Origin of the sequence: Clostridium sp. MCC344, assembly GCF_018785365.1 — a bacterium.
Lineage (GTDB): Bacteria > Bacillota > Clostridia > Lachnospirales > Lachnospiraceae > Pilosibacter.
Map to the genome: position 1 here is coordinate 27576 of NZ_WQPQ01000039.1, position 23769 is coordinate 51344.

The window sequence follows — 23769 nt, forward strand, 5'->3', positions numbered from 1 at the left end:
CCCGACAAGCCCGGCGATCCTTGGCCTGATCCTTGGACCGATGGCGGAGAAGAACTTCCGTACCGCACTCTTAAAGTCCAGCGGTAATGTCGGCGTATTCTTTAATACCCCGATCTGCTGGTTCTTCCTGGCACTGATCGCATTTACTCTCATCGGTGCAGTGCGCAGCCAGATAAAGCTAAAGAAGAAAGCAGAATGACAGCTGAAAAAAATATTGCATAAAAATTGACCATGTTCTGCCCGGATCCGGAATTCATTTCCAGCGGGCAGAACATTTTTTTGTCTAAAACTTACAAAAATCATGAAAAACAAAGGAAAAACGAAACTATCTTTTGTAAATAGCGCCAGAAAGGCGTTGACAATTTGTTCACAAACGGCTAAAATATCTTTTGTAAAAATTTCATAAAGAATCCTAAAAAATCGTTAAGAAAGTATTAGGAAAGAAAAGGAGTAGTTTTATGAGAAAAAGAGTAGTATCGCTCGCAATGGCAGCAGCTATGGCTCTCTCCCTGACAGCTTGCGGAAGCAGCTCCAGCAAAACAGAGACAACTGCAGCAGCGACAGAGGCAGCAAAAACAGAGACAACTGCAGCAGCTGAGGGGGCAGCAACAGAGGCAGCAGCTTCTGGCGTTGACACATCCGCATGGAAGGATAAAACAGTTACATGTATCGTTCCTTACGATGCAGGCGGCGGTACCGATACAGTTATGCGTGCTTTAGCAGACGCAGCGAAGGGTTCCTTCAAGAACATCTCCGTAGAGAACCGTTCCGGCGGCGGCGGAGCAACCGGTATGCTCGCTGGTGCAAACGCTAAGGCTGATGGCACAACCGTTACCATGATCACTGTAGAGCTTGCAACTCTTGAGGCTATGGGAACAAACGCTGGTCTTACATATTCCATGTTCAAACCGATCATGATGGTAAACAGCGCATGCGCAGCTATCACAGTAAACGCTAAGGATGATCGCTTCAACACGATCGAAGACTTCATCAACTACGCAAAAGAGAACGAGGTTTCCATGGGTAACTCCGGTAACGGCGCGATCTGGCACCTTGCAGCAGCAGGTCTTGCAAAAGAGACAGGCGCTCAGTTCAAACACGTTGCTTATGATGGAGCAGCAGGTGCGATCACAGACCTTCTTGGTGAGCACATCGACGCAGTAGCAGTTTCCTACGCTGAGGTTGCTAACTACGTTGAGTCCGGTGACTTAAAGGTTCTTGCAGTTATGAACGACAAACGTCTTGATTCCATTCCGGACGTTCCGACATGCCAGGAAGCTGGTTACAATGTAGTTCTTGGTACATGGAGAGGTCTTGGCGTTCCGAAGGATACTCCGGACGAGGTTGTTGAACAGCTCTATGAGATCTTCTCTCAGGCAGCAGAGTCTGACGCGTTCGTTGACTTCATGAACAAGTCCAACAACGTGATCGACGTTCTTGACGGCGCTACATTCGAGGAGCGTATCAAATCTGACCTTGAGACATACACAGCTCTGGTTACAGATCTTGGTCTGAAAGTACAGTAATATCAAACCGGCTCAAAGGGGAGTGGGGAACCACTCCCTTGTTTTGTCCGGAGCAGCAAACCGCTGCCGGACAGTTGTTTTAGAATGGAGTTTCAATATGAGAAAAGGAAATATTATTGCAGGTCTGATCTGCGCGGCAGTCGCTGTCTATGTGATCGTTACCTGTCTCGGATATCCGAGAGCAGAAGTTTACGGCACAGGTGTTCCGGGCCCGGGACTCTGGCCGGGGATCATCGCGGCGCTTCTTCTGATCTGTTCCGTTGGTCTGATCGTTGTGACACTGATGATGAAAAAAGACCAGTTCCCGGAGCTTCCGATGTGGACACCGGGTACAAAACGTGTATACATTTCCATGGCGATCCTGCTTGTATACATGCTGGTATTATCCACACTTGGATTTATCATTCCGTCCGTTATCATGTTATTCGGCTTTATCCAGTGGTTCCATAAGGGAGCGATCTGGAAAAATGCACTGATCTCTGTGATCGTGATCCTGGCAATCTACTTTGTATTCAAGAACTTCCTGAATGTGCCGATCGACTTCGGTATGTTCAGCATTTAAAGAAAGGGGTAGCAGAATGAGTTTCTTTTTAGAAGTATTTCAGAGCGCGTTCAGCCCCATGGTACTGTTCTACATGATCGTAGGTGTAGCAGCCGGAATCTGTATCGGAGCACTGCCGGGACTTACCGCAACTATGGGTGTAGCCCTTCTTCTGCCGCTTACATTCGGTATGGATGCCACAGCAGGTATCCTCATGTTACTTGGAATTTACGTGGGAGCAATCTATGGCGGATCTATTTCCGCGATCCTTTTACATACACCGGGTACACCGGCCTCCGCTGCAACCGCTATCGATGGATATCAGTTCTCCAAGCGCGGTGAGGCAGGACGTGCACTCGGTATCGCAACACTTTCCAGTTATGTGGGCGGTGTTGTCAGCGTTCTCTGCTTATGGCTCATCAGCCCGCAGCTTGCGAAGCTTGCATTAAAGTTCAGCTCTGCTGAGTTCTTCTTACTCGCGGTATTCGGACTCTGTATCATTGCCAACATCTCCGGCGAGAATATGGCAAAGGGCCTGATCTGCGGATTCTTAGGAATCTTAACAGCTACTGTCGGTATCGACAGTGTAACAAGCTACATCCGTTTCACAGACAACGCAAACCTTCTCTCCGGTATCCAGTACATCCCGGTTATGATCGGTCTCTTCGCGATGAGCCAGGCTTTCGAGACCATCGAGGATATCTACAGCACCGATGAGATCGATGCGAGCGTAACAAGACTTCTTCCGACAAAGGAGGATGTGAAGACGATCCTTCGCGTTGCTCCGGTTACCGGTCTCATCGGAACCATGATCGGTATCATCCCTGGTGCAGGTGCCGATATCGGATCCTTCGTTGGATACAACACAGCCCGCGGAATGTCAAAACATCCGGAACTGTTCGGTAAAGGAAGCCCGGAGGCCGTTGCTGCTTCCGAGGGCGGAAACAACGGTGTTACCGGCGGTGCAATGATCCCGATGCTGACACTCGGTGTTCCTGGTGATGCCGTAGCAGCGATCATGATCGGCGCACTGACGATCCAGGGTCTTACCCCGGGACCGATGCTTTTCAAGACAAACAAGGTTCTTGTATACACGATCTTCCTTGGAATGTTCGTTGCCAACACGATCATGGTACTCCTTGGATTCTCCTGCATCCGCCTTTTCACAAAGGTATTGAGCGTTCCGAAGACGATCTTAACTCCGATCATCTTCATCCTCTGCGTAGTCGGAAGCTATGCGATGAGAAGCAACTTCTACGATGTAGGAACGATGCTGATCGCAGGTGTCATCGGCTGGCTCATGGGTAAAGTAAAGATTCCGACAAGCCCGGCGATCCTCGGTCTGATCTTAGGGCCGATGGCTGAGAAGAATTTCCGTACTGCACTGTTAAAGTCCAGTGGTAACCCGGTCGTATTCTTTAACACCCCGATCTGCTGGTTCTTCCTGGCGCTGATCGCATTCACACTTTTTGGTGCAGTGCGCGGACAGCTCAAGAAGAAAAACTAACGGAAAAACCGCATTTTACGGTTGAAAATGAACATTATAACCGCATCTGCTTTTCGGCTATGTGCCGGAGAGTGGGTGCGGTTTTTTTATTTAACAGGAAATTCCGATGGAACTTCCTGTTAAACAAAAAGGCACTGCGTGCCTAAGATGCGCACTCGCGCGAAGATGAAGGTTGTCGCAAGCGACCGCGCTCGGCGCGAGAATGTGCCAAGGCACATTCTTATTTAGGAACATTCTTTGTTCTCCTGGAATAATAAAAAGGAACTGTACATAAACTTCTGTAAGGCATGATCCGGCGGAGCATGATATGAGAGAGCAGAAAAAGGGCGGCTTTCCCCGGCTGGACTCCGCGGGTGTGTTCGCGGATGCGGTGGGCGGGGAGACACTCCTGACGTTCATCGGGACGCGGGCGGTACATATTGAAAATTACAGGAGTATTCTTGTATACACGGATACGGAGATCCGGATCCAGTGCAGGCATTATATTCTCTTTGTTTCGGGAAAGAAGTTAAAGATCTGCTATTATGATAAGGATGAGATGAAAATATCCGGCCGCCTGGAGGTGATCCGGTTTGAATAGATTAAAAGATATGCGGGAGGGAAGCGTGAAAGTCCGGATCGAGGGGAGAGGGATGGAGCGCTTTTTTAATATTGCGGCCCAGAGAGAAATTGAGATCTGGGACATCGAGACTGAAGAAAGAGAGAAGAAGTGCGGAGGAAAACGGTCCGTGTACTTTAAGATCATGCCTCGGGATTTTAAACACTTAAAATCTATTGCCGAAAAGACCGGGGTTCGCCTGAGGATCACAGAGAAACACGGACTTCCCTTCTGGATGATCACCGGCCGCCGCCGGAGCCTCTGGGTCGGAGGACTTGCTGCTTTTTTTCTGCTGATCTTCGTCTCATCTTTTTATGTGTGGGACATCTCCTTTGACGGAAACTGCCGGTTTACGGATGAGACACTGCTGCACTTCATAGACGCAGTCCCGGTCCGGTGCGGGATGAGAAAGAGCGAAATCTCCTGTGCGGACCTGGAAAACAGGATCCGGAACGCTTTTCCGGAGATCAGCTGGGTGTCCGCGGAACTCACCGGCACAAGACTTACCGTCCATATCCGGGAAAATGACGGGATCCTGAAAGCAGAAAAAGAGCCGGAGACGCCCTGTAATCTTGCGGCGAAAGCGGACGGTACCGTGATAAAAATGATCGTGCGAACCGGGATCGCGTGCGTGAAAGCCGGTGACACGGTGGCGGCTGGTGATATCCTGGTATCGGGGAAACTTCCGATCTACGACGACTCGGAGACGCTCGTAAAGACAAATAAGGTGCATGCGGATGCGGAAATATATGCTGAGACGACAAAGACTGCCGGGTGGACGATCCCGGAGACGGAGGAGATCCGTGCAGCGACGGGAAAGAAACGCCGGGGACTCTTTTTGAAATTTGCCGGCGCAGAATTTTATTTTCTGATGCCGGACTTAAAAAAAGAAAGCACCTGGGAACTTTTTATGGAGGAGACCCAGCTCAGACTTTCGGAAAATTTTTACCTTCCGGTCTACGTCGGGATCCTCACCGCCAGGGAATATGTCCCCTATGAAAAAGTCCTCACAAAAACGGAAGTATCAGACGCTGCGGACCGTTATTTGAACGAATATATGCAAAATCTTACGGAAAAAGGTATACAAATCCTTGGTAGTGATGTTAAAATAGAGAGAAGTGGATCCCACTGGAAGATCCATGGAACACTGACGGTGGTGGAGGACATCACGAAAAGCTCCCCCATCCCGGAAGATCAGGAGGAGATTCAGACATTAGATGAGCATCATTGAGACAATCATAGACATTCCGGCAGAACATGAACGGAAAGTCTGCGGACAGTTTGACAGTTATCTGAAAAAAATTGAGCGGACACTTCACGTATCCATGGTGGCGCGTGACGGAGAGATCAAGGTCATCGGACCGGATCACGCAGTAAAGCGCGCAAAGAGCGTGTTTTCGACACTGCTGGAGCTCTCGAAGCGCGGCGAGGAGATCGGGGAACAGAACGTGGACTACGCTCTGGCGCTCTCCTTTGACGATAAGGATACGGAAATGCTTTCCCTGGACCGCGATATCATCTGCCATACCATAAACGGAAAACCGGTAAAACCGAAGACATTGGGACAGAAACAGTATATCGACCTGATCAGGAAAAAGATGATCGTGTTCGGCGTCGGCCCTGCGGGAACCGGAAAGACATACCTCGGTATGTCCATGGCGATCCAGGCCTTCAAAAACGGGGAGGTTGGCAGGATCATCCTGACGCGCCCGGCGATCGAGGCGGGAGAGAAGCTTGGCTTTCTTCCGGGCGACCTGCAGAGTAAGATCGACCCGTATCTGCGCCCGCTCTACGACGCTCTTTACCAGATCATGGGCGCGGACAGCTACCTCCACAATTCGGAGAAAGGCCTGATCGAAGTGGCGCCTCTCGCGTACATGCGCGGACGAACCCTGGACAACGCGTTCATCATCCTGGATGAGGCCCAGAACACGACCCAGGCCCAGATGAAGATGTTCCTGACGAGGATCGGTTTCGGTTCCAAGGTCATCATCACCGGCGACCAGTCCCAGAAAGACCTGCCTGCCGGTCAGGTGTCGGGGCTTGATGTGGCGCTTAAAGTATTAAAGAATATCGACGATATCGGGATCTGCCGTTTCTCAAACGAGGACGTGGTCAGACATCCGCTTGTTCAGAAGATCGTAAAAGCATATGATGAATATGAAGGCCGTGAGAAACCGGAGAGAAGATCTCGCGGGGAACATCAGAAGGACGGCCGGGAAGGACGGGAACAGAGATGACAGTGACAGTGGAGTACGAAGCGGAAGAAAAGCTGGATCTCCCGTACGAGGAGATCATAAAAAATGTGATCGAGGAATCCCTGGATTACGTGGAATGCCCGTATGACGCGGAGGTGAATGTCCTCCTGACGGACAACGCCGGGATCCACCAGATCAATCTTGACATGCGCGGGATCGACAACCCGACAGACGTTTTGTCGTTCCCGATGTGTGATTTTGAGACACCGGGCGACTTTTCCCATCTGGAAGAGACGCCGGAGGAATACTTCGACCCGGATACAGGGGAATTACTTATGGGGGATATTGTAATTTCCGTGGATAAGGTGAAAGAGCAGGCTGAGAAGTATGGCCACTCTCAGACGAGAGAACTGGCATTCTTAGTAGCGCACAGCATGCTTCATTTATCCGGCTACGACCATATGGAGGATGAGGAGCGGATCCAGATGGAGGACATGCAGAGAGAAATTCTGGAACGGAGAGGTTACAGGAGATGAGAAAACGGGGCAGAGCATTTATTATTGGTATTGGAATCATGATGGCAGCGGCAGCGCTCTCCGGATGCGGGAAGAAAGCGGAGGAAACAGCCGCGACGACGGAGGTGGAGACAGAGACGCCAGAGGAGACAAAAACGATCGTCCTCGAGACAGAGCCGACGACGGAGGCGGAGACGGAACCGGAAGGTCCGGAGGAACGCAAAGAAGTCGACGGAAAGATCCAGAGTTACCTGACCGGTGAGATGGTGGATGTGGCGAAAGCTAACAGACGCCCTGTTGCGGTCATGATGAGCAATGATAAAGCATCTCTGCCCCAGTACGGCATCAACCGGGCGGATGTTGTCTACGAGGCGCCGGTGGAGGGCGATATGAACCGCTACATGGCGATCTTCGAGGACTATGATGATATCGAGCGGATCGGTTCCGTCAGAAGCTGCCGTACCTACTATACATATTTCGCGAGAGAGTACGATGCGATCTATGCCCACTACGGACAGAGCACCTTCGCAGTTCCGTATCTGAAAAATGTGGACAACATCAACGGTGTCGATGGCACAGGCGGAAATGCGTTCTACCGCACAAAGGACAAGAAGGCACCGCATAACGCCTACACAAGCGGCGCGAAATTAAACAAGACCATCGGTCAGCTGGGCTACCGCACTTCCTACAGCGATACCTACAGCGGACACTTCCAGTTCTCAAAAAACGCTTATGTCCCGGCAGAATCAGACGCAAAGGACGCGTATAAGTTCTATCCGTCCTATGCGATGAACAATCCGTGGTTTGAGTACAATGAGGGAGACGGAAAATATTACCGGTTCCAGTACGGCGGAAAGCACAACGGAGACGGCGGCCAGATCGCTGTCAGGAACGTGATCTTCCAGTACGTGGAGTGGGGACATTACGCCAGCACCGATTATCTCAACATCAACGTCCACAAAGGCGGAGCGGGTTATGTCTTTACAGGCGGAAAGTGCGTTCCGGTCTCCTGGAAAAAGGATGGGGACTTCGGACCGACCCGCTACTATGACTCTGAAGGAAAGGAAGTTATGCTTAACAAAGGAAAGACCTGGATCTGCATTGTAGGAGCAGACAGGTTCGATAAAGCTGAAATTTATGGAAAGTAACAGACAGAAAAAGAAGAAGGAATCCAATTTCGTCGTCCAGGGAAGTATCCTGGCGGTGGCGTCCATCGTGGTGAGGATCATCGGTATCGCGTACCGCATCCCGATGATCAACATCATCGGCGATGAGGGAATGGGGTATTATGGAACTGCGTTTAATGTATACAATATTGCGCTGCTCCTGTCCTCCTACAGCCTGCCGCTCGCCGTGTCGAAGATGGTTTCCGCGAGACTTGCAGGAAAACAATACCGGAACGCCGCGAGGGTCCTGCGCGCGGCACTCTGCTATGCAACGATCGTTGGTGCATTTGCGGCCGCAGTGATCTGGTTCGGCGCTGATTTCTTTGCGAGAGACGTATTCTTTATGCCTTATGCGGCATTTGCATTAAAGACATTAGCCCCGACGGTCTGGATCATGGCGTATCTCGGTGTGTTCCGCGGATATTTCCAGGGACAGGGAACCATGGTGCCAACGGCCTTTTCCCAGGTCTTTGAACAGATCGTAAATGCCATCATCAGCGTGGCTGCAGGAAGCTTTCTCTTTAACGAGGCGTTAAAGACAGAAGTATTAAAGAACCAGACAGGAACCGGCTATTCCAACGCCTGGGGAGCTGCCGGAGGAACGATCGGTACAGGTGCGGGCGCCTTCACGGCGCTGATCTTTCTGCTTTTCCTCTTTGCGATCAGCAGAAACGTCCGCAGACGTCAGATCCGCAGGGATCAGACGGAATTTGTGGAGAGCTATAAGGAGATCACGAGAGTCCTGTTCTTCACGGTCGTTCCGGTTATCCTGAGTTCCGCGATCTACAACTTAAACAGCGTGCTGGATAACGGGATCCTCGCATACAACTTTAAGACTCTCGGACAGGGAGATGAATTTGCCTCCATCTGGGGAGTGTATACAGGAAAATACCATCTGCTGATCAATGTGCCGATGGCGATTTCCAATGCCCTTTCGTCCTCCCTGATCCCGTCCGTATCCAGGGCAGTGGCGATGGGAGACAAAAAGCTTGTGAGAGAGCGCGTGGCATCTGCGATCCGTTTCTCCTGCTTTGTGGCGATCCCGTCCACTGTGGGACTTACGGTACTTGCGGGACCGGTGAATAACCTGCTGTTCTCTGGAGATAATACTCTGGCGATCCGGATGACGATCTACGGTTCTCTTGCGGTCGTATTTTACTCCGTCTCTACGGTGACGAACGCGATCCTTCAGGGAATCGACAAAATGCGTCTTCCGATCTTTCACGCGGTGATCTCCCTTGTCCTCCATCTGATCGCACTTGAGATCATGGCGCTGGGATTCCATATGGGAATCTACAGCATGGTATTTGCGAATATCCTGTTCGCGGTGTTCATGTGCCTGATGAATGCGAGATCCATCCGGAATCTTCTCGGTTACCGGCAGGAGATGAAAAAGACCGTTGTGATCCCGGTGATCGCTTCTGCAGTGATGGGACTCTTTGCGTTTGGCTCCTATCAGCTTGTGCATCTCGCGGTAAAGAGCAATGCGCTTTCTACGATGTTTGCGATGATGGTTGCAGTGATCGTTTACGGTGTGCTCCTGATCAAGCTTGGCGCCCTGTCTGCGGCGGAACTTAAGACCATGCCGGGCGGAACGAAACTTCTCAGGGTGTTCAGAAAGCTTCATTTAATGTAAAATTTTTATTTAACGGGAAGTTCCATCGGAATTTCCTGTTAAATAAAAATATATGTTTAAAAAAGAAAAAGAAAGCAGATACTTTCATAAAAGGAGGAATATTCCTATGAAAAAGTATGTATCCTGCTTTCTTTTCTTTTTCTTTCTGACATCCGCCAGCCTGATCACGCTGTTCCTTATGACTGCGGGGGAGGAAGCCCGGGGAACAGAGGAGGTACAGATGCAGCAGTCTGTGGAAGAGCCGGTCTTCGCGAAGGAGACGGAGGAGATCCATGTGGTCTTAAACCAGGAACAGGTGGAACATGAGACGATGGCGGAGGACGAAGAACGATATTTTCTTGTTGCCGAGGAAGGATATCTGATCGTATACGATAAGGGAAAAGAGACCACGGATCTCTTTACCCACATGCCGCTCGCAGAATTTCCGGAGGAAGAACAGGAACGGCTGATGACCGGGATCTGGTTTCCGACAATGGCAGAAATATTCAGTTATCTGGAATCTTACAGCAGTTGATACTTGAAATTTTGCGTTCAGGTCGATATACTAATATAAATTGTAACCGTTCGGCGGGATGATCCCCGGATGATCTGTGATCGGGTTCCATGCGCGGATCGTCGCACAGATGAACGGTTGCCGTAAATCAGGTACAGGGGAGAGATAGAATGGCGGAAAGTTTCAGAGGACGGAAAGGGATCATCATCGGCGGCGGTGCATCAGGACTTATGGCCGCGATCACTGCGGCAAAACAGGGTGCGGATGTGACGGTCCTGGAGCACACGGCCCGACCGGGGAAAAAGATCCTGTCAACGGGAAACGGCAAGTGCAACCTGACAAACCTCTATATGGATCCGTCCTGCTACAGGAGTGATCAGAGCGGATTTGAAACAGCTGCCATCCGGAATTTTCCACCGTCAGCCGCGACAGCGTTCTTCCGGGAACTTGGTGTCCTGACGATGGACCGCGGCGGCTATATATATCCGATGTCCGGTCAGGCGCAGACGGTCCTCGATGCACTGCTCCGGGGAGCGGACCGTGCGGGAGTCCGGATCATTACGGAATGTGAAGTCCGGAACGCGAAAAGACAGAAAGACCGTTTTTCGGTCGAGACAGACCGTGGGATCTATACAGGTGATTTCCTGATCTTGGCGTGCGGTTCCATGGCGGCGAAAGGAACAGGATCCGACGGAAGCGGCTATGAGCTCGCGAGACAGTTTGGACACCGGATCATCAAGCCGCTCCCGGCGCTTGTCCAGCTGAAATGCGAAGGAAATCTCCTCCCGAAAGCCTCCGGAGTCCGGACGGACTGCCTTGTGGAGATCCGGACCGGGGACGGAAAGACAGCGGCAAAAGACCGGGGAGAACTCCAGATCACGGACTACGGGATCTCGGGCATCCCGGTATTCCAGGTGAGCAGGTATGCGGCGAAGCTTTTGGATCGGAAGCAGAAGGTGTCTGCAGTCCTGAACTTTCTGCCGGATCTGGATGAAGAAGAAGTCCAGGATCTTTTGAAGGAGCAGAGATCCTGCCTTTCGGGGGAAACTGCCGAGACATTTTTAAACGGTATTTTTAATAAGAAACTCGCGTCGGTGCTCTTAAAAGCGGCAAAGATCCGGCCCGAAAGACAGGCGGGACTCTTGACGAAAGAGGAGCTGAACAGTCTGGTTTCTGTGATTCGGGAGTTTGTGATCCCGGTGAAGGAGACAAATCCTTTTGAACAGGCCCAGATCTGTGCCGGCGGTGTCGATACAACAGAGATAGAAGCGGAAACTATGCAGTCAAAACGCGTTCCCGGACTTTACATGGTCGGGGAGCTTCTGGATGTCGATGGGATCTGCGGCGGATACAACCTGCAGTGGGCATGGTCATCCGGATATGCAGCCGGATCTCATGCAGCCGCAGGGGTCGTCCAAGGATACAGAAAAACTGTCCGGGGACAGGAAAAACAGGTGAAATTCTCCGGATCGGAAGGGAACAGAGCCCGGGGAAGACAGGAAAGGAAAAAACATACATATGATCCGGATCAATCAGCTCACACTTCCCGTGGATCACGCGGAAGAGGCGATAAAGAAAAAGGCGGCAAAGCTCTTAAAAATCGATGAATCGGCGATCGGGGAGATCCAGATCGTCCACCGCTCCATCGACGCGAGAAAGAAGCCGAATCTGCTGTTCAGTTATATTGTGGATGTGACACTTGCAGGCGGAAAAAAAGAGGCAGCAGTCATCAAAAAGGCGGCAAACCAGAATGTCCGGGCAGAAGACTCGAAACTATATGCGTACCCGGAACATGGAACGCAGGAGATGAGAAAGCGCCCGGTGATCATCGGGGCAGGTCCTGCCGGGATGTTCGCAGCGCTGGCACTCGCCGAAAACGGCTATGCCCCGATCCTTTTTGAACAGGGAGATGCCGTTGAGGAGAGAACGAAAAAAGTAGAGGATTTCTGGAAAAACGGGGATCCGGCGCTCGATATTCGCTCGAACGTCCAGTTTGGTGAGGGCGGAGCCGGAACATTCTCAGACGGAAAGCTAAATACACTTGTAAAAGATACTTCGGGAAGGAACGGAAAAGTCCTCTCCACCTTTGTGGAGATGGGGGCGGATCCGTCGATCCTTTATGACCATGCACCTCACATCGGGACCGACGTGCTGAGAGAAGTGGTCAGAAATTTGAGAAACAGGATCATCGCCGGAGGCGGAGAGGTCCATTTCCGCTCGGAAGTCACGGAGATCCTGGAGGAAAACGGCAGAGTTTCCGGAGTAAAGCTCGCAGATGGGACCGTGATCGGGACGGAGCAGGTGATCCTCTCTGTGGGACACAGTGCCAGAGATCTTTTTGAGAAACTTGACAGGATGAAGGTCTTTATGGAGCCGAAGCCGTTTGCGGTGGGACTCAGGATCCAGCATCCGCAGGCGCAGATCAACCGGAACCAGTACGGGCTGGAGGACGCCGGAAAACTCGGCGCCGCGCCGTATAAAGTGACCGCGAAGACAACCAGCGGCCGCGGCGTCTACTCGTTCTGCATGTGTCCGGGAGGAATGGTGGTGAATGCCTCATCGGAAAAAGGGCGACTGGCGGTCAACGGAATGAGTAATTTTAAGCGGGACAGCGGCATCGCAAACAGTGCCCTGATCGTGGCGGTCACTCCGGCGGATTTCCCGACAGCCGGTCCTTTGGGCGGCATCGCATTCCAGAGAACCCTGGAAGAGCGTGCATTCGCGCTCGGCGGAGGAAAGATCCCCGTCCAGCTCTACGGCGATTTCGCCGCAAACCGACCGACGGTGGCCCTGGGAGATGTGAAACCTGTGTTCTGCGGGGGATATTCCTTCGCGAACCTGCGGGAACTGATGCCAGAGGCCTTAAACGGAGCGTTTCTTGAAGGGATGGAGCAGTTCGGAAGACGGATCAGAGGATTCGACCGGGCGGACGCTGTCCTTGCAGGAATCGAGAGCCGTACGTCATCACCGCTCAGGATCTGCCGCGATGAGAGCCTTCAGAGCAGTTTAAAGGGGCTTTATCCATGCGGCGAGGGAGCCGGGTACGCCGGAGGGATCACATCGGCGGCCATGGACGGCCTGAAGGTTGCGGAAGAGATCATCAAGCGGTATGCAGCGGTAGGTTAAACTGTAAAAGCGGCAGTGCGCCGGAGAAAAAGGCGGTACTGCCTGATTCCGTTGGAAAGGGGACTTTCATATGACAGAGAGAGAATTATTAAAAGATAAAAAGAGGATCGTGATCAAAATCGGATCTTCCTCATTGACACATGCGGAGACCGGAGACCTGAACCTTGCAAAGATCGAGAAACTGGTCCGCGTCATCAGCGATATGAGAGGAATGGGAAAAGAAGTGATCCTTGTCTCCTCCGGTGCGATCGCGACGGGGCGCCAGACGCTCGGCGGAAAGAAGCCGGAGACGGTTGCCGAGAAACAGGCTTACGCGGCGGTCGGTCAGGCACGCCTCATGATGGTATATCAGAAACTCTTTTCCGAGTACAACCAGACGGCGGCACAGATCCTGATCACAAAGGCGACGATCCTGGACGATACTTCCCGCGCAAACGCGAAAAATACGTTCAATGAACTTCTAAAACTCGGAACGGTGCCGATCGTAAACGAGAACGATACCGTATCTACATATGAGATCAAATTCGGTGATAATGACCGCCTTTCCGCCATCGTTGCGGCTCTTGTCGAGGGAGATCTGTTATTCCTTCTCTCCGACATCGACGGGCTCTACACGGATGACCCGAAGAAAAATCCGGATGCAAAATTTATCAGCCAGGTGGATGACCTGACTGATGAGTTTATGGCGATGGGAAAAGGGACCACAGGAAGCGACGTCGGAACCGGAGGAATGGCGACAAAACTCCACGCGGCAAAGATCGCGACAGAGAGCGGTGCCGACATGGTGATCGCGAACGCAGACGATGTGGAAGTCATGTGGCGCATCTTAAAGGGTGAGGAGATCGGAACACTCTTTAAAGCAAATAAGAGCAGCGAATTTGCGCTGTTGGATTATATCCAGAGTATTCACGCGTAAAAAAGGTATCCCGGCATATTCGGGTGCCTTGCGCAGTCGCTTGCGTCGATCATCATCTTCGCGTGAGTGTGCATCAGATGGCAGGAACCTGCCTTCCGGAAGCGGGGAAACCGCAGATCCCGGAAACAAACAGAGAGGACAGAAAATTACATGAAACAGGAACAGATCGACAGAATCAATGAACTTTACCATAAATCCCAGTCCGTAGGACTTACGGATGAGGAGAAAGAGGAGCAGGCGGCGCTCAGAAAGCAGTATGTCGCTGACATCAAGGCAAGTCTCAGAGGCCATCTGAACAACATTTCGATCGTTGAGAAGGACGGCTCCGTGACAGACCTCGGAAAGAAATACGGAAATGTGGGAAACACAGAAAGCTGAGCTCAGAAAAGACATACGGAGCCGTCTGAAAGCGATGCCGGAAGAAGAAAAGAGGATCCTTGACAGGGAGATCGCGGAACGCGTCCTGGGTCTTCCGGAGATTGCAGAAACGAAAGCTGTGTATGGATATGCGTCCCTGAGCTGGGAGGCGGGGACCGGGGAGATTCTAGAGGAACTCCGGGCACAAAAATACATCATCTGTCTTCCGAAAGTTACCGGGGAGACGATGGAGTTTTTTGTGACGGAGTCGGAGCAGGATCTCTCGGAAGGGTCATTTCATATCATGGAACCAAAGAACGGATGCCGAAAAGCGGATGAGACCAGATCAGAAATCCTCCGGACGGCGCCGATCCTGGTCCCGGGAATGGGATTTGTGGAAACCGGTGCCCGTCTGGGAAAAGGCGGCGGATTCTATGACCGGTATCTGGAACAGCATGACGGTCATATGACGATCGCGCTGGCCTATGAGTTCCAGATCCTCGGGGAGATCCCGGTGGGACCGTATGATAAGAATGTAGATTTGATCGTGACAGAAAAGCGTGTGATCCGGTGCAAAGACCGGGATGCCGGAACACGGATCAGGGAGGAACAGCCATGTTAACAGAAATCGGACAGAAAGCAAAGGAAACTTCCTATGTTCTCGGAAAAATGGGGACAAATTTAAAGAATGCAGGACTTCTGGCAGCTGCTCAGGAGATCCTGGATGAGGAGAACGAGATCTTAAAGGCAAATGCGGCGGACGTTGCGAGAGCGAAGGAGAGAGGAATGGCTCCGGGACTTGTGGACCGCCTGGAACTGAACCATAAACGCATCGAAGGCATCGTGGAAGGCATGCGCCAGGTTGTCGGACTGGACGATCCGGTGGGTGAGGTCATCTCCATGAAAAAACGCCCGAACGGACTGCTGATCGGACAGAAACGCGTCCCGTTAGGCGTCATCGGGATCATCTATGAGGCGAGACCGAATGTGACGGCGGATGCGTTCGCTCTCTGCTTTAAAGCAGGAAATGCTGTGATCCTCCGCGGCGGGAGCGATGCACTGGAATCCAACAAGGCGATCGTCGCAGCGATCCGGAATGGACTGAAGAAGGAAAATATCCCGGAGGATGCGATCGCCCTGATCGAAGATACGAGCCATGAGACGGCGCGCGAGTTCATGCGGATGAACGGATATCTCGATGTCCTGATCCCGCGAGGCGGGGCCGGACTGATCCGCACGGTCGTGGAGAACAGCACAGTGCCTGTGATCGAGACCGGAACCGGAAACTGCCATATCTATGTGGATGAGAGTGCAGATCTCGATATGGCGCTCGACATCATCTTCAACGCGAAGACCCAGAGGATCGGCGTCTGCAATGCCTGCGAATCCACACTGGTGCACCGGAAGATCGCAAAGGAATTCCTGCCGCTCATGAAAAAGCGTCTGGATGAGAAGAACGTGGAGATCCGCGCAGATGAGGACGCCCGCTCGATCGTACCGGAATTTACGGCGGCGACGGAGGAAGACTGGGGGAAAGAGTACCTGGACTATATCCTTTCCTGCAAGATCGTGGATTCCGTGGACGAGGCGATCGCTCACATCAACCACTACAATACCGGTCACTCCGAGGCGATCATCACGAAGGATTACGAGAATGCCCAGAAATTCCTAAATGAGGTGGATGCGGCAGCTGTCTACGTCAATGCGTCCACAAGATTCACCGACGGCTTCGAATTCGGATTCGGAGCTGAGATCGGGATCAGTACCCAGAAACTCCACGCGAGAGGTCCGATGGGACTTCCTGCGCTGACGTCCACGAAGTACATCATCTACGGAGACGGGCAGATCCGGAAGTAAGGTGAAACAACAAGGTTGCATTTTCGGAGAATCTTGGTTATAATCATTCAGGATTGAATTTAGAAATTTGGAGAAACATAAGAATGACAGATAAAAATATCATCGCAGGGGCTCCGACGGAGGAACCGGCGAGACAGCAGTACTTTATGGAACAGGTGAAAAAGCTCGTGGAGGCGGAGAGCGCGAAAAAAGGACGCCCGCTCACCTGTTTTATCAATACATTCGGGTGCCAGATGAATGCCAGAGACTCCGAAAAGCTCCTTGGGATCTTAAAAGAAGCGGGATATGTGGAGGGAGCCGATGAGAACTCGGATTTCGTTCTTTACAATACATGTACCGTGCGTGAGAACGCGAACTTAAAGGTGTATGGCCGTCTTGGATATCTGAGCGGCGTGAAGAGAAAAAATCCGGATATGATGATCGCACTCTGCGGCTGCATGATGCAGGAGCCGGAGGTTGTCGCAAAGATCAAAAAGAGTTACCGCCATGTTGACCTGATCTTCGGAACCCACAACATTTTCAAACTTGCGGAGCTGCTCTACGAGCGCTTCATGGAAAAGAAGATGGTGGTGGATGTCTGGGAAGGAACCAATGAGATCGTGGAGGAACTCCCGGTCGAGAGAAAATATCCGTTCAAGTCCGGCGTCAATATCATGTTCGGCTGCAATAACTTCTGCAGTTACTGCATCGTGCCGTATGTGCGCGGACGCGAGAGGAGCAGAGAGCCGGAGGACATTATCAAAGAGATCGAAGAGCTTGTGGCTGACGGTGTTGTGGAAGTGATGCTTCTCGGACAGAACGTCAACTCCTACGGAAAGAATCTGGAACATCCGATCACCTTTGCGGAGCTCTTAAGAAGAGTCGAGAAGATCGAAGGACTGGAGCGCATCCGCTTCATGACTTCCCACCCGAAGGATCTCTCCGACGAGCTGATCGAGACGATGCGGGATTCGAAGAAGATCTGCAGCCATTTACATCTGCCGCTCCAGTCCGGCAGCAGTGAGATCTTAAAGCGCATGAACCGGAAATATTCGAAGGAACAGTACCTCGCACTGGTGGAGAAACTGCGCGCGGCGATCCCGGATATCTCCCTGACTACGGATATCATCGTGGGATTCCCGGGGGAGACTGAGGAAGACTTCGAGGAGACGATGGACGTGGTGCGCAAGGTCCGCTACGACAGCGCCTTCACCTTCATCTACTCCAAGCGCACCGGAACTCCGGCGGCGGCCATGCCGAACCAGGTTCCGGAGGATGTCGTAAAGAACCGTTTTGACCGCCTGTTAAAGGAAGTCCAGGACATTGCGGGAGAGGTCGTAAAGCGCCATGAGGGAACGGTACAAAAAGTCCTTGTGGAGGAGATCGATACCCACGAGTCCGGCTTTGTGACAGGAAGACTTTCCAACAACACAGTCGTACATTTCGCCGGGGACGCGTCCCTGATCGGAAAGATCGTGGATGTCTCTTTAGACGAGGCAAAGGGATTCTACTATATGGGTTCCCTTGTTAAATAATAAGGATGAAAAACATGTGACGCCCGGAGCCGAGTGCTTCGGGCGCTGTGGGCATGTTATGGAATAGGAGAAAAGACGTGGGACAGATTTCACCAATGATGACACATTATCTCGAGACAAAAAAGCAGTATCCGGACTGTATCCTTTTTTACCGGCTGGGTGATTTCTACGAGATGTTTTTTGAGGATGCGAAGACGGTTTCGAGAGAGCTGGAGCTGACACTGACGGGAAAGGACTGCGGTCTGGAAGAACGGGCTCCGATGTGCGGAGTCCCGTTCCATGCGGTGGAAGGCTATCTCACAAGACTCGTCCAGAAAGGTTATAAGGTTGCGATCGCGGAGCAGATGGAGGATCCGAAGCTCGCGAAAGGTCTTGTAAAGCGTGAAGTCATCCGCGTTGTGACGCCGGGAACGATCACGAGCTCCCAGGCTCTGGACGAGACAAAGAACAACTACTTGATGGCAGTTGTGTATACCGGAAACAATTACGGGATTGCGACGGTCGACATCACGACCGGCGATTTTTTTGTCACGGAGGTGACGAGCGAGCGGGCGCTTCTCGATGAGATCAACAAGTTCACGCCGTCGGAGCTTGTGTGCAATGAGGCACTCTTCATGTCCGGACTTGATATGGATGAGTTAAAAGAGCGGTATCATTTTGCCGTGACGGCACTGGAGAACCGGTTTTTCTCGGATGATGACTGCAGGAAGATCTTAAAAGAGCATTTCCATGTGATGAGTCTCGAGGGACTTGGACTCGGAGATTATGAGAATGGAATGATCGCATCCGGTGCGGTCCTTCAGTATCTCTATGAGACGCAGAAGAATGACCTGTCCCATCTGACGAAGATTACACCGTACACAACGGGACAGTTCATGATGATCGATACCTCCACAAGACGAAATCTGGAGCTTGTGGAGACTCTGCGTGAAAAACAGAAGAGAGGCTCCCTTCTCTGGGTCCTCGATAAGACAAAGACGGCCATGGGGGCGAGACTTCTCCGCTCCTTTATCGAACAGCCGCTGATCGACAAGACGGAGATCGAGCGCCGGCAGCAGGCGATCGAAGAGCTGAACATGAACTATATCTCCAGGGAGGAGATCCGGGAGTACCTGAATTCCGTCTATGACCTGGAGCGCCTGATGGGGCGGATCAGCTATAAGACGGCAAACCCGAGGGACCTTCTTTCCTTTAAGAATTCCCTGGAGATGCTGCCGTATATCAAAGATATTCTCGGGGAGTTTTCCTGTGAGCTTTTAAAGAAAATGAACGAGGATCTGGATCCGCTGCGGGATCTCTACGAACTCATTGACCGGTCCATCGTCGATGAGCCGCCGATCTCGCTCCGTGAGGGAAACATCATCAAGGACGGATACAGCGAGGAAGCCGACAAGTACCGGAAGGCAAAGACGGAAGGAAAGGCATGGCTGGCGGATCTTGAGACCGAGGAGAAGGAAAAGACCGGCATCAAGAACTTAAAGATCAAATACAACAAGGTGTTCGGATACTACTTTGAGGTAACAAACTCCTTCAAAGACTTGGTCCCGGATTACTTTATCCGCAAACAGACTCTGACAAATGCGGAGCGCTACACGACAGACCGGTTAAAAGAGCTGGAAGACATCATCATGGGTGCGGAGGACCGCCTGTACACTCTGGAATACGATCTGTTCTGCGATGTGCGCGATAAGATCGCTGCGGAGGTCCTGCGGATCCAGAACACTGCGAAAGCGATCGCGGGCATTGATGTCTTTACCTCCCTGTCCACAGTGTCCATGCGGAATAACTACGTGAAGCCGAAAATCAACGAAAAAGGACTGATCAACATCAAAAACGGCCGTCATCCGGTTGTCGAGAAGATGATCAAAGACAGCCTGTTCGTCGCGAACGACACATATCTGGATAACGGAAAGAACCGGATCGCCGTCATCACGGGACCGAACATGGCGGGCAAATCCACTTACATGAGACAGACGGCACTGATCGTCCTCATGGCGCAGATCGGAAGCTTTGTTCCGGCTGACGAGGCGAACATCGGGATCTGTGACAGGATCTTCACGAGAGTCGGCGCCTCCGATGACCTGGCATCCGGACAGAGTACCTTTATGGTCGAGATGACGGAGGTTGCAAATATTTTAAGAAATGCCACGAAGAACAGTCTCCTCGTCCTCGATGAGATTGGCCGCGGCACGAGTACCTTTGACGGTCTCTCAATCGCCTGGGCAGTCATCGAACACATCAGCAACCCGAAGATCCTCGGCGCGAAGACGCTGTTTGCGACCCATTATCATGAGCTCACGGAGCTTGAGGGGACCATCAGCGGTGTCAACAACTATTGTATCGCCGTCAAGGAACAGGGGGATGATATCGTATTCCTCAGAAAGATTGTAAAGGGCGGGGCAGATAAGAGCTACGGAATCCAGGTCGCGAAACTCGCGGGTGTTCCGGAGCCGGTGATCGCCCGCGCGAAGGAGCTTGTTGAGGAGCTCGCGAGCGCCGATATCACAGCCCAGGCAAAAGAGATTGCCCAGATGAGCGCGTCCCCGCAGCATAAGGCGGTGGCGAAGCCGGACGAGGTGGATCTCAACCAGATGTCGATCTTTGATACCGTGAAGGACGATGACATTATAAAAGAACTCGGGGATCTGGAGCTTTCCAGCATGACCCCGATCGATGCGTTAAATACCCTGTACCGGCTGCAGACGAAGCTGAAAAACCGCTGGCAGTAGCAGGGATTGAAAAAGAAAGAGAGGGAGAGAGACTATGCCGATTCAGGTTTTGGATCAGAGTACGATCAACCAGATCGCCGCGGGCGAGGTCGTGGAGCGGCCGGCCTCCGTGGTGAAGGAGTTAATGGAAAACGCCATCGACGCCGGTTCCACGGCGATCACTGTGGAGATCCGCCAGGGCGGCATCGGGTTTATCAGGATCACGGATAACGGCTGCGGGATCAAAAAGGAAGAACTGCCGTTGGCTTTTCTGCGCCACTCGACAAGCAAGATCCGGACGGCAGAAGATCTTCTTACCGTGTCTTCCCTGGGATTTCGCGGTGAGGCGCTTTCCAGTATCGCGGCAGTCTCCCAGGTGGAACTGATCACAAAAACCTCCGGAAGTCTCACCGGATCGAGATACCGGATCGAAGGCGGTGAGGAGAAAGGTCTCGAGGAGATCGGCGCACCGGAGGGGACCACGTTTATCTCCAGAAACCTCTTTTTCAATACGCCGGCAAGGCGGAAATTTTTAAAGACGGAGGCCACGGAGGGCGCTCATGTGGCGGATCTCGTGGAAAAGATCGCCCTGTCCCACCCGGGGATCTCGATCCGGCTCATCGTGAACAACCAGAGCCGTCTCCACACCTCGGGAAACCACAACCTGAAGGACATCATCTACACGGTCTACGGGCGGGAGATCGCGGCAAACCTTCTTCCGATCGAGGTGTCGACCGGGATCGTGAAGATCTCGGGCTTTATCGGAAAGCCGGTGATCGCCCGGGGAAACCGGAATTTTGAGAATTATTTTATCAACGGGCGCTATATCAGGAGCGGACTCGTCTCCAAAGCGATCGAGGATGGGTACAAGAGCTATATGATGCAGCATAAATACCCGTTCACGCTGCTGCACCTCACGGTGGAGCCGGAGTATATCGATGTGAACGTTCATCCTTCGAAGATGGAGCTTCGATTCAAAGACGGCGAGAATATGTACCGAGTGATCTCGCAGGCGGTTCTCGACGCGCTTTCCGGGAAAGAGCTGATCCCGAATGTGAGTCTTATGTCGGAAAAGGAAGAGCGCGAGCTTGCAAAGGAAGAAGCTGCCGTGGCACGGAATCCGGTGCCGGGGAGCGGAATGAATACGGTGGCGAAAAACGCCCATGGACCGGAGCCGTTTGAACACCGCCGCATGGAGGCGATGGGCATCCGCGAAGAACGCCCGACCTACGGGGAGAAGAAGCAGGAGAGCAAATGGATCCTGCCTCCGAAGCCGCTCACGAGGGAACTGAAACCGGAGCCGGCGGCCGGACAATCGACCGGACAGACGGCAGAGCATATCATGGCGGGTCTTCCTGGAATGGATCCGGCAGAAAGAAAAGTGGGAGCGCTTCCTCCGGGAGCCGGAATTTCCGGTGCCGTGACAAAGAGTGCTGACTCTGCGGACAGAAAAGATAGTCAGGAAGTACGGTCTGAACAGGACCAGCCGGGAATCACACCCCGGGCGGAAAAAACAAAAGACCTCCAGCCGACCCAGATGGAGATGTTCGACAACCGTCTCCTCTCGGAATCTGCGAGAAAGCGCCACCGCCTGATCGGGCAGGTCTTTGAGACTTACTGGCTCGTGGAATATGACGGTAGCCTCTATATCATCGATCAGCATGCTGCCCACGAGAAAGTGCTCTTTGAGAAGAATTTTGCGTCATTAAAGACGAGAGAGTACACTTCCCAGCTCATAAGCCCGCCGATCATCCTGACACTTTCCCTTCAGGAGGCGGACCTCTTAAAGCGCCACATGAAGGTGTTTACGGACATCGGGTTCGAGATCGAACCGTTCGGCGGAAATGAGTACGCGGTGCGCGCAGTGCCGGACAACCTGTTCTCCCTGGCAAAGAAAGATCTCCTGATGGAGCTCATCGATGGCCTTTCCGACGACAGCATGGGGAAGAATGTGGAGTCCGTCTACGACCGGATCGCCACCATGTCCTGCAAAGCTGCGGTAAAGGGAAACAACGAGCTGTCCTTCGCGGAGGCGGATCAGCTCATCGATGAACTGTTAAAACTGGAGAATCCATATAACTGCCCGCACGGGAGACCGACGATCGTTGCGATCAGCAAATATGAGATGGAAAAGAAATTCAAGAGGATCGTATGATGAAAAAGCCTTTGATCATAATCACCGGGCCGACAGCGTCCGGAAAGACCGCCCTCTCCGTGGAACTCGCGAAAAAGATCGGCGGGGAGATCATCAGCGCCGACTCCATGCAGGTGTACCGCCACATGGATATCGGATCCGCGAAGGTGACGAAGGAGGAGATGGACGGTGTCCGCCACCACCTGATCGACGTTCTGGACCCGTGGGACGAATTTAACGTTGTCGTATTCCAGAAACTCGCGAAAGAGGCTATGGAGGAGATCTACGCGGCCGGGCATATCCCGATCATCGCCGGAGGGACTGGATTTTATATCCAGGCGCTGGTGAATGACATCGACTTCACGGAAAACGACGGGGATACGGGATACCGGGAGGAGCTGGAGCGCCTGGCGGCAGAGAAAGGAGCTTCCGCTCTCCACGACATGTTAAAGGAAGTGGATCCGGAATCAGCGGAGGCGATCCATGAGAACAATGTAAAGCGTGTGATCCGCGCCCTGGAGTTTTATAAAAAGACCGGGACAAAGATTTCCGCCCACAACGAGGCGGAGCGCAAAAAGGAATCGCCCTACAATTTTGCCTACTATGTGCTCAACATGGACCGCGGCCGCCTGTATGAGAGGATCGACCTGCGGGTGGACCTCATGATGAAGAACGGGCTGCTGGCGGAAGTGGAAAAACTGAAAGAGATGGGCTGCACGAGGGAGATGGTATCCATGCAGGGGCTGGGATACAAGGAGATCCTGGATGCCCTGGACGGGACGATCTCTCTGGATGAGGCCGTCTACATCATCAAGCGCGACACGAGACATTTCGCGAAGCGCCAGCTTACCTGGTTTAAGAGGGAAAAAGAAGTGACCTGGGTGGACCAGGGGAACTTTGATTTTGACAGAGAAAAGATCCTCGCGTGGATGTTAAAAGATCTGCAGGACAGAGGAATCGTGATAAAGTAAAAGGAG

At 52.3% G+C, this 23769-nt stretch carries 20 protein-coding genes and 1 pseudogene; all 21 read left to right on the forward strand.

Annotated elements, in window-relative coordinates:
* A pseudogene (locus GPK90_RS19065) lies at positions 1–199 on the forward strand (tripartite tricarboxylate transporter permease); the annotation flags it as partial.
* A 259-nt stretch (positions 200–458) separates the two neighbouring features.
* A complete protein-coding gene (locus GPK90_RS11090) occupies positions 459–1526 on the forward strand; it encodes a tripartite tricarboxylate transporter substrate binding protein (protein WP_215702998.1) in 1068 nt (355 codons plus the stop codon).
* A gap of 97 nt (positions 1527–1623) precedes the next feature.
* Entirely contained in the window at positions 1624–2088 is a 465-nt protein-coding gene (locus tag GPK90_RS11095; protein ID WP_215702999.1) for a tripartite tricarboxylate transporter TctB family protein, read from the forward strand.
* A 16-nt stretch (positions 2089–2104) separates the two neighbouring features.
* Positions 2105–3574, forward strand: a complete 1470-nt coding sequence (locus GPK90_RS11100; protein ID WP_215703000.1) for a tripartite tricarboxylate transporter permease — start codon at positions 2105–2107, stop codon at positions 3572–3574.
* A 307-nt stretch (positions 3575–3881) separates the two neighbouring features.
* The gene (locus GPK90_RS11105) at positions 3882–4154 is read left to right on the forward strand and encodes a YabP/YqfC family sporulation protein (RefSeq protein WP_215703001.1); all 273 of its coding nucleotides are present in this window, start codon (positions 3882–3884) and stop codon (positions 4152–4154) included.
* Entirely contained in the window at positions 4147–5403 is a 1257-nt protein-coding gene (locus GPK90_RS11110; protein ID WP_215703002.1) for a sporulation protein YqfD, read from the forward strand. The genes GPK90_RS11105 and GPK90_RS11110 overlap by 8 nt, the downstream gene beginning before the upstream one ends.
* Positions 5390–6412, forward strand: coding sequence for a PhoH family protein (locus GPK90_RS11115; RefSeq protein WP_118297927.1), 1023 nt, complete (start codon positions 5390–5392; stop codon positions 6410–6412). The genes GPK90_RS11110 and GPK90_RS11115 overlap by 14 nt, the downstream gene beginning before the upstream one ends.
* Positions 6409–6906 (forward strand): rRNA maturation RNase YbeY, encoded by a 498-nt coding sequence (ybeY, locus tag GPK90_RS11120; protein WP_021904350.1) that lies wholly within the window; start codon positions 6409–6411, stop codon positions 6904–6906. Before GPK90_RS11115 ends, ybeY begins: the two co-directional genes overlap by 4 nt.
* The gene (locus GPK90_RS11125) at positions 6903–8033 is read left to right on the forward strand and encodes a DUF3048 domain-containing protein (protein ID WP_215703003.1); all 1131 of its coding nucleotides are present in this window, start codon (positions 6903–6905) and stop codon (positions 8031–8033) included. The genes ybeY and GPK90_RS11125 overlap by 4 nt, the downstream gene beginning before the upstream one ends.
* The gene (locus GPK90_RS11130; protein WP_215703004.1) at positions 8023–9687 is read left to right on the forward strand and encodes a polysaccharide biosynthesis protein; all 1665 of its coding nucleotides are present in this window, start codon (positions 8023–8025) and stop codon (positions 9685–9687) included. The genes GPK90_RS11125 and GPK90_RS11130 overlap by 11 nt, the downstream gene beginning before the upstream one ends.
* 106 nt (positions 9688–9793) lie before the next feature.
* Positions 9794–10201 (forward strand): hypothetical protein, encoded by a 408-nt coding sequence (locus tag GPK90_RS11135; protein WP_118297931.1) that lies wholly within the window; start codon positions 9794–9796, stop codon positions 10199–10201.
* Between the two features lie 149 nt (positions 10202–10350).
* A complete protein-coding gene (locus GPK90_RS11140) occupies positions 10351–11787 on the forward strand; it encodes a BaiN/RdsA family NAD(P)/FAD-dependent oxidoreductase (protein ID WP_215703005.1) in 1437 nt (478 codons plus the stop codon).
* On the forward strand, positions 11699–13306 hold the full coding sequence (locus GPK90_RS11145) for an NAD(P)/FAD-dependent oxidoreductase (protein ID WP_215703006.1): 1608 nt from the start codon (positions 11699–11701) through the stop codon (positions 13304–13306). Before GPK90_RS11140 ends, GPK90_RS11145 begins: the two co-directional genes overlap by 89 nt.
* 70 nt (positions 13307–13376) lie before the next feature.
* Positions 13377–14222, forward strand: a complete 846-nt coding sequence (gene proB, locus GPK90_RS11150) for a glutamate 5-kinase (RefSeq protein ID WP_118297934.1) — start codon at positions 13377–13379, stop codon at positions 14220–14222.
* Between the two features lie 150 nt (positions 14223–14372).
* Positions 14373–14600 (forward strand): DUF896 domain-containing protein, encoded by a 228-nt coding sequence (locus GPK90_RS11155; RefSeq protein WP_118297935.1) that lies wholly within the window; start codon positions 14373–14375, stop codon positions 14598–14600.
* Positions 14578–15201, forward strand: a complete 624-nt coding sequence (locus GPK90_RS11160; RefSeq protein ID WP_215703007.1) for a 5-formyltetrahydrofolate cyclo-ligase — start codon at positions 14578–14580, stop codon at positions 15199–15201. The genes GPK90_RS11155 and GPK90_RS11160 overlap by 23 nt, the downstream gene beginning before the upstream one ends.
* On the forward strand, positions 15195–16436 hold the full coding sequence (locus GPK90_RS11165) for a glutamate-5-semialdehyde dehydrogenase (RefSeq protein WP_252197431.1): 1242 nt from the start codon (positions 15195–15197) through the stop codon (positions 16434–16436). Before GPK90_RS11160 ends, GPK90_RS11165 begins: the two co-directional genes overlap by 7 nt.
* 83 nt (positions 16437–16519) lie before the next feature.
* Positions 16520–17950, forward strand: a complete 1431-nt coding sequence (gene miaB / locus GPK90_RS11170; protein WP_215703009.1) for a tRNA (N6-isopentenyl adenosine(37)-C2)-methylthiotransferase MiaB — start codon at positions 16520–16522, stop codon at positions 17948–17950.
* A 95-nt stretch (positions 17951–18045) separates the two neighbouring features.
* Positions 18046–20679 (forward strand): DNA mismatch repair protein MutS, encoded by a 2634-nt coding sequence (mutS, locus tag GPK90_RS11175; RefSeq protein WP_215703067.1) that lies wholly within the window; start codon positions 18046–18048, stop codon positions 20677–20679.
* Between the two features lie 34 nt (positions 20680–20713).
* On the forward strand, positions 20714–22813 hold the full coding sequence (gene mutL, locus GPK90_RS11180) for a DNA mismatch repair endonuclease MutL (protein ID WP_215703010.1): 2100 nt from the start codon (positions 20714–20716) through the stop codon (positions 22811–22813).
* Positions 22813–23763, forward strand: coding sequence for a tRNA (adenosine(37)-N6)-dimethylallyltransferase MiaA (gene miaA / locus GPK90_RS11185; protein WP_118529787.1), 951 nt, complete (start codon positions 22813–22815; stop codon positions 23761–23763). Before mutL ends, miaA begins: the two co-directional genes overlap by 1 nt.
* Positions 23764–23769 lie beyond the last annotated feature (6 nt).

What these genes read in the sequence shown, in the direction of transcription:
- GPK90_RS11090 (WP_215702998.1), top strand. Translation starts at nt 459, where the DNA reads ATGAGAAAAAGAGTAGTATCGCTCGCAATGGCAGCAGCTATGGCTCTC.
- GPK90_RS11135 (WP_118297931.1), top strand. Translation starts at nt 9,794, where the DNA reads ATGAAAAAGTATGTATCCTGCTTTCTTTTCTTTTTCTTTCTGACATCC.
- GPK90_RS11145 (WP_215703006.1), top strand. Translation starts at nt 11,699, where the DNA reads ATGATCCGGATCAATCAGCTCACACTTCCCGTGGATCACGCGGAAGAG.
- GPK90_RS11125 (WP_215703003.1), top strand. Translation starts at nt 6,903, where the DNA reads ATGAGAAAACGGGGCAGAGCATTTATTATTGGTATTGGAATCATGATG.
- GPK90_RS11105 (WP_215703001.1), top strand. Translation starts at nt 3,882, where the DNA reads ATGAGAGAGCAGAAAAAGGGCGGCTTTCCCCGGCTGGACTCCGCGGGT.
- GPK90_RS11130 (WP_215703004.1), top strand. Translation starts at nt 8,023, where the DNA reads ATGGAAAGTAACAGACAGAAAAAGAAGAAGGAATCCAATTTCGTCGTC.
- ybeY (WP_021904350.1), top strand. Translation starts at nt 6,409, where the DNA reads ATGACAGTGACAGTGGAGTACGAAGCGGAAGAAAAGCTGGATCTCCCG.
- GPK90_RS11115 (WP_118297927.1), top strand. Translation starts at nt 5,390, where the DNA reads ATGAGCATCATTGAGACAATCATAGACATTCCGGCAGAACATGAACGG.
- GPK90_RS11160 (WP_215703007.1), top strand. Translation starts at nt 14,578, where the DNA reads ATGTGGGAAACACAGAAAGCTGAGCTCAGAAAAGACATACGGAGCCGT.
- GPK90_RS11165 (WP_252197431.1), top strand. Translation starts at nt 15,195, where the DNA reads ATGTTAACAGAAATCGGACAGAAAGCAAAGGAAACTTCCTATGTTCTC.
- mutS (WP_215703067.1), top strand. Translation starts at nt 18,046, where the DNA reads ATGATGACACATTATCTCGAGACAAAAAAGCAGTATCCGGACTGTATC.
- proB (WP_118297934.1), top strand. Translation starts at nt 13,377, where the DNA reads ATGACAGAGAGAGAATTATTAAAAGATAAAAAGAGGATCGTGATCAAA.
- GPK90_RS11095 (WP_215702999.1), top strand. Translation starts at nt 1,624, where the DNA reads ATGAGAAAAGGAAATATTATTGCAGGTCTGATCTGCGCGGCAGTCGCT.
- miaA (WP_118529787.1), top strand. Translation starts at nt 22,813, where the DNA reads ATGAAAAAGCCTTTGATCATAATCACCGGGCCGACAGCGTCCGGAAAG.
- GPK90_RS11140 (WP_215703005.1), top strand. Translation starts at nt 10,351, where the DNA reads ATGGCGGAAAGTTTCAGAGGACGGAAAGGGATCATCATCGGCGGCGGT.
- GPK90_RS11100 (WP_215703000.1), top strand. Translation starts at nt 2,105, where the DNA reads ATGAGTTTCTTTTTAGAAGTATTTCAGAGCGCGTTCAGCCCCATGGTA.
- mutL (WP_215703010.1), top strand. Translation starts at nt 20,714, where the DNA reads ATGCCGATTCAGGTTTTGGATCAGAGTACGATCAACCAGATCGCCGCG.
- miaB (WP_215703009.1), top strand. Translation starts at nt 16,520, where the DNA reads ATGACAGATAAAAATATCATCGCAGGGGCTCCGACGGAGGAACCGGCG.
- GPK90_RS11155 (WP_118297935.1), top strand. Translation starts at nt 14,373, where the DNA reads ATGAAACAGGAACAGATCGACAGAATCAATGAACTTTACCATAAATCC.